At 73.7% G+C, this 13,588-nt stretch carries 9 protein-coding genes; 3 read left to right on the top strand and 6 right to left on the bottom strand.

The window, feature by feature from the left end:
• Positions 1–195 precede the first annotated feature (195 nt).
• The 4 genes from ACFU74_RS13675 to ACFU74_RS13690 form a co-directional block, all read right to left on the bottom strand.
• The gene (locus ACFU74_RS13675) at positions 196–912 is read right to left on the bottom strand and encodes a nucleoside/nucleotide kinase family protein (protein ID WP_380755962.1); all 717 of its coding nucleotides are present in this window, start codon (positions 910–912) and stop codon (positions 196–198) included.
• Between the two features lie 13 nt (positions 913–925).
• Positions 926–1,882 carry an LD-carboxypeptidase gene (locus ACFU74_RS13680; protein ID WP_380755964.1) on the bottom strand — a complete coding sequence of 319 codons (957 nt, stop codon included), beginning with the start codon at positions 1,880–1,882 and terminating at the stop codon, positions 926–928.
• Between the two features lie 74 nt (positions 1,883–1,956).
• Entirely contained in the window at positions 1,957–3,033 is a 1,077-nt protein-coding gene (gene trpS, locus ACFU74_RS13685; RefSeq protein ID WP_380755966.1) for a tryptophan--tRNA ligase, read from the bottom strand.
• A gap of 218 nt (positions 3,034–3,251) precedes the next feature.
• Positions 3,252–4,874 carry an APC family permease gene (locus ACFU74_RS13690; protein WP_380755968.1) on the bottom strand — a complete coding sequence of 541 codons (1,623 nt, stop codon included), beginning with the start codon at positions 4,872–4,874 and terminating at the stop codon, positions 3,252–3,254.
• Positions 4,875–5,267: 393 nt separating this feature from the next.
• Here ACFU74_RS13690 and ACFU74_RS13695 point away from each other — a divergent pair, with 393 nt between their 5' ends.
• A complete protein-coding gene (locus ACFU74_RS13695) occupies positions 5,268–6,287 on the top strand; it encodes an ABC transporter substrate-binding protein (protein WP_380756021.1) in 1,020 nt (339 codons plus the stop codon).
• Positions 6,288–6,460: 173 nt separating this feature from the next.
• Positions 6,461–7,486, top strand: coding sequence for a hypothetical protein (locus tag ACFU74_RS13700; protein WP_380755970.1), 1,026 nt, complete (start codon positions 6,461–6,463; stop codon positions 7,484–7,486).
• A 14-nt stretch (positions 7,487–7,500) separates the two neighbouring features.
• On the opposite strand, the gene ACFU74_RS13705 is transcribed toward ACFU74_RS13700, so the two are convergent.
• Positions 7,501–8,052, bottom strand: a complete 552-nt coding sequence (locus ACFU74_RS13705; protein ID WP_380755972.1) for an NUDIX hydrolase — start codon at positions 8,050–8,052, stop codon at positions 7,501–7,503.
• Between the two features lie 200 nt (positions 8,053–8,252).
• Here ACFU74_RS13705 and ACFU74_RS13710 point away from each other — a divergent pair, with 200 nt between their 5' ends.
• Positions 8,253–9,263 (top strand): ATP-grasp domain-containing protein, encoded by a 1,011-nt coding sequence (locus ACFU74_RS13710; protein ID WP_380755974.1) that lies wholly within the window; start codon positions 8,253–8,255, stop codon positions 9,261–9,263.
• A gap of 58 nt (positions 9,264–9,321) precedes the next feature.
• Here the strand turns inward: ACFU74_RS13710 and ACFU74_RS13715 are convergent, their stop codons facing one another.
• A complete protein-coding gene (locus ACFU74_RS13715; RefSeq protein ID WP_380755976.1) occupies positions 9,322–13,359 on the bottom strand; it encodes an ABC transporter ATP-binding protein in 4,038 nt (1,345 codons plus the stop codon).
• Between the last annotated feature and the right edge of the window lie 229 nt (positions 13,360–13,588).

Below are 13,588 nucleotides of genomic sequence, written 5' to 3' on the forward strand. Positions count from 1 at the left end.
AGCCGATCCCCGCTCCGAAAAGCGAATCCGGCCGCAATCCCCGAAAACAGGCACACCGAATAAACCCTGAGCCGGAACACGTCGAAAAGACGACGACGCGCCTCGGCCCGTAACCGGGAAGAGGTGGTGTTTCAGAGGATTGGCCGCCCCGGGACCGTCCGCGCAGACGCGTGTCCGGTGCTCCCTGCCGAGCGACTAGAGAACACTACGCCCATTCGGGGGCGAAGGCAAACGGCCCACGCGGACGATGCGGGTGCAGACCGCGCGGCCGGCCTTCACGTACTCGCCGTTGGGGTGGTCGCTGCCGGTGACCCGGTCGCGGGCGGCGGCCTCGTCGCGGCCGCCGGCGCGGTGGCGGTCGAGCAGGCGGGCCTCGCGGACGGCGTCGTCGGTCTCGACGTACCAGAGTTCGCGCAGCAGCCGCCGGGCCTCCGGCCAGGGGTGGTCGGCGGCGGCGAGGTAGTTGCCCTCGGTGATGACGAGGCGGGTGTGCGGGTGGACCACGTGCCGGGCGGCTACCGGTTCGTCGAGGCCGCGGTCGAAGTCGGGGACGTAGATGTCCTGGAAGCGCTCGCCTGCGACCCGGCGCAGCAGGGCGATGTAGCCGTGGGCGTCGAAGGTGACGGGTGCGCCCTTTCGGTGGCCGAGGCCGAGGCGGTCGAGCTGGGCGGCGGAGAGGTGGAAGCCGTCCAGCGGGAGGTAGGCGGCGCTGCCCGGGCCTTCGCGGCGTTCGACCTCGGCGACGAGGTGCCGGGCCAGGGTGGACTTGCCGGCGCCGGGCGGGCCGGCGAGTCCGAGGATGGCGCGGGCGTCGCTGCCGGGGCCGCGCAGCAGGCCGAGGGCGAGGGCGGTGAGGCCGGCCGCGTCGAGGTCGGCCACGGTGGACGGCGCCGTGGAGCGGTCCGCGTTCATGGGCGCACCCTATTCAGCGTTCGGCGAGGGCGGGAAGGTCCAGGGTGAGGGTACCGGCGTCGGCGTCGAGCAGGGCGGGGACGCCGAGCGGGACGGTCAGGGTCGAGGGGCAGTGGCCGAAGCCCAGTTCCCAGACGACCGGTATGCCGAGCGGTCCGAGGCGGTCGAGCATGACGTCGCGGACCCGGTCGAGCGGGCCGCAGCCCTCCCAGGAGCCGAGGGCGATGCCGGTGACGCCGTCGAAGGCGCCGGAGCGCAGCAGCTGGGTGAGGAGGCGGTCGAGCTGGTAGGGGTGCTCGTTGACGTCCTCCAGGAGCAGGATGCTGCCCGCGTAGGAGGGGCGGGCGGCGGGGGTGCCGCGTTCGGCGGCCAGGACGTGGGTGCAGCCGCCGGCGGTGGTGCCTCGGGCCCGGCCGGGGACGAGGGCGGTGGCGGTGGCCGAGGTGAGGACCGTCGTGGCGGCGGGGTCGAAGAGGGTGCGGCGCAGGTGTTCGGCGGTGGGGCCGTCCTCGACGAAGGTGGCCGTGGCGCTCATGGGTCCGTAGAGGGTGGCGAGGCCGAGGCGCTGGGCGAAGGCCTCGTGCAGCGAGGAGACGTCGCTGAAGCCGATCAGGACCTTGGGCGGGACGGTGCGCAGGGCGTCCCAGTCGAGGAGGTCGACCATGCGGTGGACGCCGTAGCCGCCGCGGGCGCACATGACGGCGTTGACGGTGGGATCGAGCCAGGCGGTCTGGAGGTCGGCGGCGCGGTCGGCGTCGGTTCCGGCGAGGTGGCCGAGGACGGGGTGGGTGTCGAGGACGTGCGGGGCGACGGTGACGCGCAGGTCCCAGGAGCGCAGGAGGGCGGTGCCGGCCGCGAGCCGCTGGGGGTCGATGGGGCCGCTGGTGGCGACCACCGCGACGTGGTCGCCGGGGCGCAGGTGCGGCGGGCGGGTCAGTCCTCGGCCGGGGGCGTTCGGGTGGTGGTCCATGGCCGGGTTCCTTCCGGGGCGTGGTCTCGGGGCCGGTGTGCGACCGGCCCCGAGAGGTTATGCCCCTGACGCGTTCACAGCGATCCCATGACCTCGCGCACTTCGGCGAGGGTGGCGTCGGCGACCGCGTTGGCGCGTTCGTTGCCGGCGCGCAGGACGTCGCGGAGGTGGCCGCGGTCGGCGGCGAGTTCGGCGCGGCGGGCGCGGATCGGGCGGAAGTGCTCGTTGACGGCCTCGGTGACGGTGCGCTTGAGCGCGGCGGCGCCGCCGTCGCCGATCTCCTCGGCGACCTCCTCGGGTGCGCGGTCCTGGCAGAGGGCGGCGAGCAGGACGAGGTTGGAGACCTCGGGGCGGGCGGCGGGGTCGTAGGTGATGCGGCGGTCGGTGTCGGTCTTCGCGCCCTTGAGGAGCCGCGCGGTGGTGTCCTCGTCGGCGCCGAGCGGGATGGAGTTGCCGCGGCTCTTGCTCATCTTGCCGCCGTCGGTGCCGAGCAGCAGCGGGGCGGCGTCCAGCAGGGCCCGGGGGCGGGGGAACACGGTGGTGCCGTCGGGGTGCGGGTAGCGCTCGTTGAACCGGCGGGCGACGGTGCGGGTGACCTCCAGGTGGGGCAGCTGGTCCTTGCCGACGGGGACCAGGTCGGCCTTGCAGAAGAGGATGTCGGCGGCCTGGTGGACGGGGTAGGTGAGCATCAGTCCGTTGACGGCGGCCTGGCTGGAGTGGGCGATCTCGTCCTTGACGGTGGGGTTGCGATGGAGTTCGGCGACGCTGACCAGGCTGAGGAAGGGCAGCAGCAGCTGGTTGAGGGCGGGGACGGCGCTGTGGGTGAAGATCGTGGCGCGGTCGGGGTCGATGCCGGTGGCGAGGTAGTCGAGGACGAGGTTCTCGGTGTGCTCGGCGAGGCGGTCGGCGACGTCCCGGTCGGTGATGACCTGGTAGTCGGGGATGACCAGGAACATCTCGACGCCCAGGCGCTGGAGGCGGACGCGGTTGCGCAGGCTGCCGAAGTAGTGGCCGAGGTGGAGCGGTCCGGTGGGGCGGTCGCCGGTGAGGACGCGGTGGGCGGCCGGGTCGGCGTGGACGCTCCCGTCGAGGGCGTCGAAGCCGGCGAGGTCGGCGGGTTCGGCGACAGCGGTGGCGGTGGTCGTGGTCACGGGGGTTTCTCCTCGGTACGGCGGTGGTGGCGGCCGTCCGGGGCTCGGGGCCCGTCCCGTCGGAGAAACGCAGCAGGGCCGTCCATCCCGGACGGCCCTGGTCAGGCGTGACTGGTGGCCGTCCTAGGACGGCCACCAGTCGAGACCTGCGAAGCGCTTCATGGGTTCGAGGATAGCGGGTGCCCGCCCGGGCCCGCCGTTCGGTTCCCCGGTCGCCGTCAGTCCTCGACGACGAGGGCGGGGGTGTCCTTGCGGAGCGTCTCGCCGCGGAAGAACGCGGGCCGGTAGACGCCGTACACGAGCATCAGGACCGCGCCGAGCAGGAGGATGCCGACACCGATGACGAACACCGAGCCGATGCCGAACACGGCGCCGCTGCCGTACTCCGGGTCCCAGGCGTCGGTGAGGGTCTGCAGGAAGACGCCGCTGAGCAGGACGCCGCCGAGCAGCGGGGCGACGCCCTTGACGAGGAGGTCGCGCAGGCTGTCGCGGAGCGAGCGGCGGAAGTACCAGACGCAGGCGAAGGCGGTCAGCGCGTAGTAGAAACAGATCATCAGACCGAGGGCCAGGATGGTGTCCTGGACGACGTTCTCGCTGATCACGCTCATGCCGACGTAGAAGGCGGCGGTGGCGATGCCGGCGGCGACGGTGGCGAAGCCGGGGGTGCGGTAGCGCGGGTGGACGGTGCCGAAGCGCGGCGGCACGGCCCGGTAGGCGCTCATCGCGAGCAGGGTGCGGGCGACCGGGATGAAGGTGGTCTGCAGGCTGGCGGCGGCGCTGGCGACGACGGCCACGAAGAGCAGGATGCTCCACGGCGAGCCGAGCACCGGGCGGGCCAGGGCGGCGAAGACGTTGTCGGCGGTGTCGGGGTTGCCGAGGCCGGTGCCGGCGGTGCCGACGCCGGCGAACATCTGGGCGGCGATGGCGACCAGCAGGTAGGAGCCGACCAGGGTGACCATCGAGATCATCGCGGCGCGGCCCGGGGTCTTGGCGCTGCCGCTGGTCTCCTCGTTCATGGTGAGGCAGGTGTCCCAGCCCCAGTACATGAAGATCGACAGGGACAGGCCGGCGGTGAACGCGCTGAACGAGCTCACTTCGAGCGGGTTGAGCCAGGAGGCGGAGAAGCCGATCGAGTCCGGCAGGTCGCCCGCGGCGGCCTTGGCGATGGCGATGCCGGAGAACAGCAGCAGGACGGCGAGCTGGAGGCCGACCAGGCTGTACTGGAACCACTTGGTGGCGGTCATGCCGCGATAGCTCATCGCGGTGGCGGCGGCGATCAGCACGACGACGGTGGCCAGGTGGACGGCCTTGTTGTCGTTGAGGTCGGCGACGGCGCCGCTGCCGGTCATCTCGCCGAGCATCAGGTAGAGGAAGTCGGTGGCCACCCCGGCGAGGTTGGACAGCACGATGATCGTGGCGACCGTCAGGCCCCAGCCGGCCATCCAGCCGACCCGGGGGCCGAAGGCCTTGACCGTCCAGGTGAAGGACGTGCCGCAGTCCGGGAAGTCCTTGTTCAGCTCCTTGTACGCGAAGGCGACGAGCAGCATCGGCAGGAAGCCGGCCAGGAAGACCGCGGGCATCTGGACGCCGACCGCCGTGACGGTCGGACCCAGCGTCGCGGTCAGGCAGTAGACCGGGGCGACCGTGGAGACGCCCAGGACCACGCTGCTCAGCAGGCCGACGGAGTTGCCCCGTAGACCCTTGTCCCCCGCTGCCCCCGCCGCACCCGGACCGGTGCCGGGAGCTCCACCGGTGGCGCCACTGACCGGGGCACCCTGCGGAGCGGCGGGCGCCGTTGCCCGGCCGCTGCTTCCGTGCTCTGAGAGCTGCTGATCAAACACCAGCGCACCCTAGGTGCGGGTACCGAAGGTTGAGTAGACCAACCTTGGGTGATCTGAGCCACTCCCTTCGATTTGCCTGAGAGTGGCCAAAGCTTGCCCGGTGATGCATGGGTTGTTAAGGCGTGTACCTTTATTTCTAAGGGTCGTTACCGAATTGATTTGCCTGGTATGTCATGGTTTGTGATGCTTCCGGGCCCGAATCCGCCCTGCTCGGGCGGTGCGGCGGGAAACGCGCCGGATTCGTCGGATAGGTTTGCCTCACCTAACCCCGACTTGTCCGTGAAGGAGTGCCGCGTGTCCCCCACCTCCGGCCGCCCGACCGCCCCCCGCCCCACCCGTCGCACGCTGCTCACCGCGGCCCTCACCGGCGGAGCCGTGCTCGGCCTCGGCGGCATGCTCACCGCCTGCGGCAGCTCGGACGGCTCCGGTTCCGGCGGCTCCGGCGCTTCCGGCGACACGACGGCCAAGCCGTCCGGCGGCTCCACGCCGGACCAGAAGTCGGTCAAGCAGGGCGGCGACGACTACGCCACCGTGATCGAGAAGATGAAGGCCTTCGGCACCGACGCCGCCCCCGGCGTCTACCCCCGGACCATCAAGCACGCGATGGGCGAGACGGTCCTCCCCGCCAAGCCGGTCCGGGTCGTGGTCCTCGACACCGGCGAGCTCGACAACGTCGTCTCGCTCGGCATCCAGCCGGTCGGCGTCGTCCACACGGAGGGCTCCAAGTCGATGCCGTCCTACCTCAAGGACAAGGCCGGCAGCCCCGCCAACGTCGGCACCATCAACAGCCTCAACCTGGAGGCCATCGCCGCGCTCAAGCCCGACCTGATCCTCGGCAGCCAGCTGCGCGCCCAGGACCAGTACGAGCAGCTGTCCAAGATCGCGCCGACCGTCTTCTCGCTGCGCCCCGGCTACCCGTGGAAGCAGAACTTCCTGCTCAACGCGACCCCGTTCGGCCTGGAGGCGGAGGCCAAGTCCCAGCTGGACGCCTACCAGGCGGCCGCCGCGGCGATCGGCGCCGGGCTCGGCGACAAGAAGCCGACCATCACGCCGCTGCGCTTCATGCCCGGCAAGACCCGGCTGTACGCGGAGCTGTCCTTCATCGGCACCATCCTCATCGACGCGCAGCTGCCGCAGCCCAAGATCATGCAGGTCAAGGAGCTCGCGGTGGAGATCAGCCCCGAGCAGATCGACAAGGCGGACGCCGACTGGGTCTTCTACGGCGTCTACGGCACGCCCAGCTCCACCAACCAGGACGCGGTGCTCGGCGGGGCGCTGTGGAAGACGCTCGGCGCGGTCAAGTCCGGTCAGGCCCGTCCGGTGCCGGACGAGACCTGGTTCCTCGGTCTGGGCGTGGCCGCGGCCAACGTCGTCCTGGCCGACCTCAAGGGCTTCGTCGCGGCCGGCGCCTGACCGGCGGCCCGGGGGCGGCCGGGCCGAGGAGGCGTCAGGACGTGGGGCGGGCGGGACGGATGGGACGGATGGGACGGAACGGCGGCGCCGGGCGCACGAGGCGGAAACGCGCTTGGAGCAGGCCGTCCGGTGCGGGAGGATCGACGGCACCGAACCCCGAAGGGCCCGTGCCAATGACCACGCTCGACCGCACCACCGCCGACCGGCCCCCGTCGGCCGCACCGCTCGTGCCGCTCGTCCCGTCGGCGCCCTCGCGCCCCGACGGGGCGACGGGTGCGGACGGTGACGCGGCCGCCGTTCCGGCGGGCGCTGCGACCCGCTGCTCGATCGCGGCGGCGGGGGCCGACGGCCGGGCGGGCGGCGCGGCGTGCGTCCTGCCGGGCGGGTCCGTGCCGCGGCCGCGCGGCGACGACGCCGTCGGCGGTCGGGCCGGCGGGCCGGACGGCCGCCCGGGTGACGGTTCGAACGACCGTCCGGGTGGCGGTATGAATGATCGTTTCAGCGGCGGTTCGAGTGACGTTTCGGACGGCGGGGCCGGTGGCGGCGAGGGCTTCGTCCGGCTCCAGCAGCCGCCGGTCGCCCAGGACCGGACCGTTCCCGTGCTGCGGGCGGCCCGGGAGGAACTGCGCAGCGTGGTCACCCGGCGCCCCGCGCCCTCGCGCCGACTGCGCCGGATGCACCCGCAGGCGGGCGGTGCCGTCCGCTCCGACGCCGCGCGCACCGGCCCGGTGCCGGCGGCGGACCTGCCGACCGTCCCCGCGCCGCGTACCGGCGACGACGGCCCGACCGGTACCGGTACCGGCACCGGTGCGCGATCGGCGGCCCGCGGCGAGGCCCCGCTGGGCGTCCTGATCGGCGGCACCCCGAACCTGCCGGAGACGGCCGGACGCCCTGCGCCCGCCGGGACGTCCGGGCGTCCCGAGGCGCGGCCGGCCGTCCGGACCGCCGCCGAACTCGTCCGTCTCGGCCGGGGCACCTGTCTGGTGGTACTGCCCGCCTGGCGGCCCGCGATCGCCGTGTCGGTGCCGACCGAGCACCTGCTGAGCGCCACCGGGCTCGCCTACGAGCGGCTGGCCGGGGCGCAGCTCTCCGTCGTGATCAACCCCGGTGCGCTGCACGACCGGGAGCTGGAGCCGCGCGACTGGCAGGCCGGCCCGCCCGGTCGCACCGGTCGGCGCGGCGGGCGCCGGACGGCCTGAGGGAGTCCGGCCGCTCAGGCGGGAGCAGGCCGTTCACGGGCGGGCCGGGCGTTCGGAACGTAGCCGAGGTCGACCGGCTCGGGTGCGCGGCGATCGGTGAGCCAGCCCTCCCGTACGGCCGCCAGCAGGTCGGGCAGCCGGGGCGGCCAGAGGGCGTCCGCGTTCTCGTCGGCGAGGTCCTCGGGTGTCCACCAGCGCCAGTCGAGGATCTTGTCGGCGGCGTGCACCGCGCTGACGTCGCCGACCGGGCCGCGGTGCGGGCCGCTGGTGAGGTAGATGTGCTCGTGCTGGCGGACCGGCGTGCCGTGCCAGGTGAAGTCGTGTTCCCAGGTGCAGAGCAGCGGGCCGGGTTCGAGGTCGGACCAGCCGGTCTCCTCCCAGAGTTCGCGACGCGCCCCCGTCCACGGTGACTCGCCGGGCTCGATGCCGCCGCCCGGCATGGTCCAGTGCACGCCGACCTCGCTGTTGTCCGAGCGCAGGAGGAAGACGGAGCCCCCTTCGTCCAGGACGACCGTGCGGGCCGCCTGCCGTGGGACCCTTCGCGCGTTACGCCGCAGGTTTCGCATCGGGTCACTCTCGCAGCGGGCCGCTCCGGGCGTCGAGCGGATTCCACCGGACGCCGCCGGGCGCGGCCGCGCCCGGCCGGCGGGTCTTCGCAGCGGACTGCCGGACGGGTGCCCGGGCGGGCGCGTCCGGGCGGGTCGAGGCCTGTGACGTCGGGGTTTTGACGGCCCGCCGATCGGTGGGTGGCCTTACCCTGACGCCCATGCCCGCACCCGCCTTTCTCCTTCCCGCCCATCCGCTGGACCCGCGCCGGATCGACCCGCAGTTCGCCTGGGAGGCCAGGCTGTTGCGCGACCTGGGCGGCGAGCACCACCTGGTCGACCATGACGCGCTGCTCGCCGGGGACGCCCAGGTGGCCGTCCGCGGCGTGCCGGCGGGGCGCGGGGCGTTCTGGTACCGGGGGTGGATGCTCCCCTCGCACCGCTACGCGGAGTTCGCCGCCGCCCTGTCGGAGCGCGGCGGGCTGCTGCTGACCACTCCGCCCGGGTACGCCTCGGCGCACGAACTGCCGGGCTGGTACGAGGTGTTCGAGGGTGCCACGCCGCCGAGCGTCTGGCTGCCGCTGGCGGGCGCCGGGGGTGTGGGAGTGGAGCCGCCCGGTGCGGAACGGCTGGCGCCGGCCGTCGCCCGGCTCGGCGGGCGGGGGCCGGCGATCGTCAAGGACTACGTGAAGTCCCGCAAGCACGAGTGGGCCGAGGCCTGCTACATCCCGGAGCTGGCGGACCTGTCGGCCGTCGAGCGGGTGGTCGCGCGGTTCGTGGAGTTGCAGGCCGAACACCTGGCGGGCGGTGTGGTGCTGCGGCGGTTCGAGGAGTTCACCCGGGTGGGGTGGGACACCCGTGGCGGCCCGTCCGGCGACGGTTCCGACGGCACAGACGGCACCGACGGCACCGACAGCTCCGGTGATCCCGACGGGGCCGACGGCGTCCCGGGCGGGCGGCGGCGGGCGGTGGAGGCCCGGGTGTGGTGGCTGGACGGCGAGCCGGTGCTGGTCGGACCGCATCCGGACCTGCCCGGCTGCCCGGCCGCTCCCGACCTGTCCCTGGTCCGGCCGCTGGTACGGGCGCTGGGCTGCCGGTTCGTCACCACCGACCTCGCCGAGCGGGCCGACGGGTCCGGTTGGCGGGTGGTCGAGGTCGGGGACGGGCAGGTGAGCGAGCTGCCCCGGGGGATCGATCCCTCGGCGTTGCTGATCGCGCTGCTCGCGGCGTGACCGGGTGGACCCGACGGGGCGGCGGGCCTGTTCGAGTACCCGCCGCCCTGTGGTCGGGTTATCCGATGACCGCGTCCGCGGCCGGCACGGGAGCGGCGCCGCTCCCGCCGTGGCCCTCCGCCACGAACGCCTGCCAGAGCCGGGTGTAGGCCCCGCCCCGAGCGAGCAGTTCGGTGTGCGTGCCGTCCTCGACCACCCGGCCGTGGTCCAGGACCACGACCCGGTCGGCGCGCTCGGCCGTGGTCAGCCGGTGCGCGATGACGAGCGTGGTGCGGCCGCCGCTGAGCCGGTCCGCGGCGTGGTTGACCGCCGCCTCGGTGGCCAGGTCGAGGGCCGCGGTGGCCTCGTCCAGCAGCAGGACGTCCGGATCGACCAGTTCCGCCCGGGCCAGCGCGATCAGCTGGCGCTGGCCCGCCGAGAGGTTGCGTCCCCGTCCCGCGACCTCGTGGTCGTAGCCGCCGGACAACCGGACGATCATGTCGTGCGCGCCGACCGCCCGGGCCGCCGCCTCCACCTCGGCCGCCGAGGCGCCGGGCCGGCCGTAGGCGATCGCCTCGCGGATCGTCCCGGCGAACAGGTAGGCCTCCTGCGGCACCACGCCGAGCCGGTGCCGGTACTCGGCGAGGTCGTAGCGGGTCAGGTCCACGCCGTCGACCCGCACGGTGCCGGCCGTCGCGTCGTAGAACCGGGCGACCAGCTTGACCAGGGTCGACTTGCCGGCCCCCGTCTCGCCGACCAGTGCCACCGTCTGCCCGGCGGGGATCCGCAGGCTGACGTCGGTGAGCACGTCCGGGGCGCCGTCCGCGCCGCCGTTGTAGGCGAAGCCGACGCGGTCGAACTCGATCTCGCCGCGCAGCCCGGCCGGGACCGGCACCGGGTCGGCGGCCTGGGCGGTGCTGGTGGGGGTGCGCAGCAGTTCGCGGATCCGGCCGAGGCCCACCGCCGCCTGCTGGTAGCCGTCGAACACCTGGGAGAGCTGGTTGACGGGGGCGAAGAACAGGTCGATGTAGAGCAGGTACGCCACCAGCGCGCCGACGGTGAGCGTCCCGGCGTCCACCCGCGACGCGCCGACGATCAGCACCAGTGCGGCGGCGACGCTGGAGAGGAACTGCACGAACGGGAAGTAGAGCGAGATGTAGAGCTGGGCCCGGACGCGGGCGTCCCGGTAGGCCATGCCCCGGGCGACGAAGCGGTCCGTGTTGGTGTCCAGTCGGCGGAACGCCTGGACGATCCGCATGCCGGCCACGTTCTCCTGGAGGTCGGCGTTGACCGTGCTGATGAGGTCCCGGGAGATCTCGTACTGGGCCTTGGACTTCCGGCGGAAGACCAGGGTCGCCACCACCAGCAGCGGCAGCACCGCGAAGACCGCCAGGGCGAGTCCGGCGTCGATCACCAGCAGGGCCGCGAGGATGCCGAGGAAGGTCAGCAGGCTGACCACCGCGGTGACCACACCGGTCTGCAGGAACGAGGTGAGCGAGTCCAGGTCGGTGGTCATCCGGGTCATGATCCGGCCGGACAGCTCGCGCTCGTAGTAGTCGAGGCCGAGCCGGTTGAGGTGGGCGAAGATCTTGAGCCGGAGCGTGTAGAGCACCCGTTCGCCGGTGCGGCCGCTGACCCGGTTCTCGGCGCTCTGCACCGCCCAGTCCAGCAGGACGACCACCAGCGCCGCGAGCGAGGCGACGGTGACGCCGGTCATGACGCCCTTGCTGACGCCGTCGTCGATGCCGTGCCGGATCAGGATCGGCAGGACCAGGGCGGCACCCGCGTCCAGGGCGACCAGCAGCAGTGCCAGGGCGAGCGGTGCGCGGAAGGGGCGCAGCAGGCGGCGGAGGCTGAAGTCGGCGTCTCCGCGCTCGGCCTCGGTGCGGGGGATCGCCGGGGTGTCGGTGGCCGGCGGGAGGGCGGTGACCTTGGCGAGCAGGTCGGGGGCGGCGGTGCGGGCCGCCTTGGCCAGGGCCGGGGTGGGCATCGCGGGGTGCGCGGACGGCGCGGTGGGCTCCCCCGCCCGGGCGGCCGGGTCCTGTGCGCTTGCCGGGATCTGTGCGCTTGCCGGGTCCTGCGCGTCCGTCGGGTCCGCAGGCTTCGGCGCGGCGGGTGCGCGACCGGCCTCGGGGTCGGTGATCAGGGCACGGTACCGGGGACATCGGGCTTCGAGTTCCTCGTGCGTGCCGAGGTCCAGCAGCCGGCCGCGGTCCAGGACGGCGATCCGGTCGGCCAGCTGGAGGGTGGAGCGGCGGTGGGCGATCAGCAGCGTGGTGCGGCCGGCCATGACCGAGCGCAGCGCGTCGTGGATCTCCGCCTCGATCTGCGGGTCGACCGCCGAGGTGGCGTCGTCCAGGAGCAGGATGCGGGGGTCGGTGAGGATCGCCCGGGCCAGGGCTATGCGCTGGCGCTGGCCGCCGGAGAGGGTCAGGCCCTGCTCGCCGACCTTGGTCTCGTAGCCGTCGGGCAGGGCCCGGACGAACTCGTCGGCCTGGGCGGCGCGGGCGGCGGCGACGACCTGCTCGTCGGTGGCGTCGGGGCGACCGTAGGCGATGTTGGTGCGGACCGTCTCGGAGAAGAGGAAGCTCTCCTCGGGCACGGTGCCGATGGCCGCCCTGACCGAGTCCAGGGTGAGGTCGCGCAGGTCGTGGCCGTAGAGGCGGACGGCGCCGGCGGCCGGGTCGTAGAAGCGCGGCACCAGCTGGGCGACGGTGGACTTGCCCGAGCCGGAGGCGCCGACCAGGGCCAGGGTCTCGCCGGGCGCGAGGCGCAGGCTGAGGCCGTGCAGGACGGGTGCCGGGTGCTCGGGGTCGTAGCGGAAGCCGACCTGGTCGAACTCCAGCGCCACCTCGGTGGTGAGCGGGCCGACCACGCGGGGACCGGGGGTGCCGGCCTGGGCCTCGGGGGCGGGGGCGGGCACGGGGGCGGGGGCCGGGTCCAGGGCGAGGTCGAGGGTGACGGCGTCCGGGCGCTCCTGGACCAGCGGGCGCTCGTCGATCAGCTGGAGCACGCGCTCGACACCGGCCCGGGCCTGCTGGCCGACCGTGATGACCATGGTCAGCATCCGGACCGGGCCGGTCATCTGGGCGACGTAGGTGGAGAAGGCGACGAAGGTGCCGAGCGAGACCCGGCCGTCGACCGCCAGCCAGCCGCCGAAGGCCAGCACCGCCACCTGGGCGAGCGCGGGGATCGCCTGCATGGCGGGGTTGTAGCGGCTGTTGAGCCGGATCGAGCGGAGCCGGGCCGCGAAGAGGTGGCGCGAGGCCGCCTCCAGCTTGTCCAGCTCCTGGGCCTCCTGGCCGAAGCCCTTGACCACCCGGACTCCGCCGATCGACTCGTCGACCACGCCGGCGACGGCGGCGGCCTCCTGCTGGGCGGCCCAGGTGGAGGGGAAGAGCCGCTTGCGGCTGAGCGTCGAGACCCACCACAGCGCCGGGGCCATGACCAGGGCGACCAGGGTGAGCGGCGGCGAGAGCCAGATCATCACGCCGAGCGACATGGCGAACATGATCAGGTAGCCGGTCATCATCGGGAGCATCGAGAGCAGCCCGTTGACCAGCTGGAGGTCGGAGGTCGCCCGGCCGACGACCTGGCCGGTGTCCAGGCGGTCCTGGCGGTGGCCGTCGAGTCTGCCGAGCGAGCGGAAGAGGTCGGCGCGCAGGTCGTGCTGGACGTCGACGGCCAGCTGTCCGCCGTAGTAGCGGCGGACCTGGGTGCAGCCGAACACCACGGCGGCGGCCAGCAGCAGCGCCACGGCCCACGGGGCGAGCGGGCGGGTGTGGGCGGTGATGACGTCGTCGATGATCACCTTGGTGACCAGGGGCACCAAGGCGGTGACGGCCATGCCGAGGAGCGAGGCGCCGAAGGCCAGCAGCACGCTGCGCCGGGAGCGCCAGCAGTAGCCGAGCAGCCGCCGGAGCCAGCCCGCGCCGTCGGCGGCGCCGTCGGCACCTGCTCCGTCGCGGTCGCGGCCTTCGCCGGTGGTGGCGGTGGTGGCGGTGGCGGTCGTGGGGTCCGGGGCCGGTCGGGCGTGCCCGTCCCCGGGCCCGGCCGGGGTGTCGGTTCGGGTGCCGCTCGGGGAAAGCTCCACCGTAGATCCGTGAGTCTCAGGCATATTTAGGGATGCTAACCATTCCGTCGGGTGGCCGCCATGGAGTTTCAGGCCAGGGCGAGCCGGGAGTCCCGGCCCGACGGAGGAGGCAACAGCCCGCAACCAGCACTGATTCCCGGCGGACCGGACCGGCGCGCCCGCTACCAGGGTCTCCGACGGGGCCCGGAGCCGCCCACCGCCCACCGGCGCAGGGGGCGGACCTCCCTTGGTCCTAGGCCGTCGGCCCGAGCGT

The organism is Kitasatospora sp. NPDC057500 (genome assembly GCF_042802195.1).
Lineage (GTDB): Bacteria > Actinomycetota > Actinomycetes > Streptomycetales > Streptomycetaceae > Kitasatospora.

Coding starts and splice junctions, on each gene's coding strand:
- ACFU74_RS13675 (WP_380755962.1), bottom strand. CDS start 912: ATGAACGCGGACCGCTCCACGGCGCCGTCCACCGTGGCCGACCTCGAC.
- ACFU74_RS13680 (WP_380755964.1), bottom strand. CDS start 1,882: ATGGACCACCACCCGAACGCCCCCGGCCGAGGACTGACCCGCCCGCCG.
- ACFU74_RS13695 (WP_380756021.1), top strand. CDS start 5,268: ATGCTCACCGCCTGCGGCAGCTCGGACGGCTCCGGTTCCGGCGGCTCC.
- ACFU74_RS13700 (WP_380755970.1), top strand. CDS start 6,461: ATGACCACGCTCGACCGCACCACCGCCGACCGGCCCCCGTCGGCCGCA.
- ACFU74_RS13705 (WP_380755972.1), bottom strand. CDS start 8,052: ATGCGAAACCTGCGGCGTAACGCGCGAAGGGTCCCACGGCAGGCGGCC.
- ACFU74_RS13710 (WP_380755974.1), top strand. CDS start 8,253: ATGCCCGCACCCGCCTTTCTCCTTCCCGCCCATCCGCTGGACCCGCGC.
- ACFU74_RS13715 (WP_380755976.1), bottom strand. CDS start 13,359: ATGCCTGAGACTCACGGATCTACGGTGGAGCTTTCCCCGAGCGGCACC.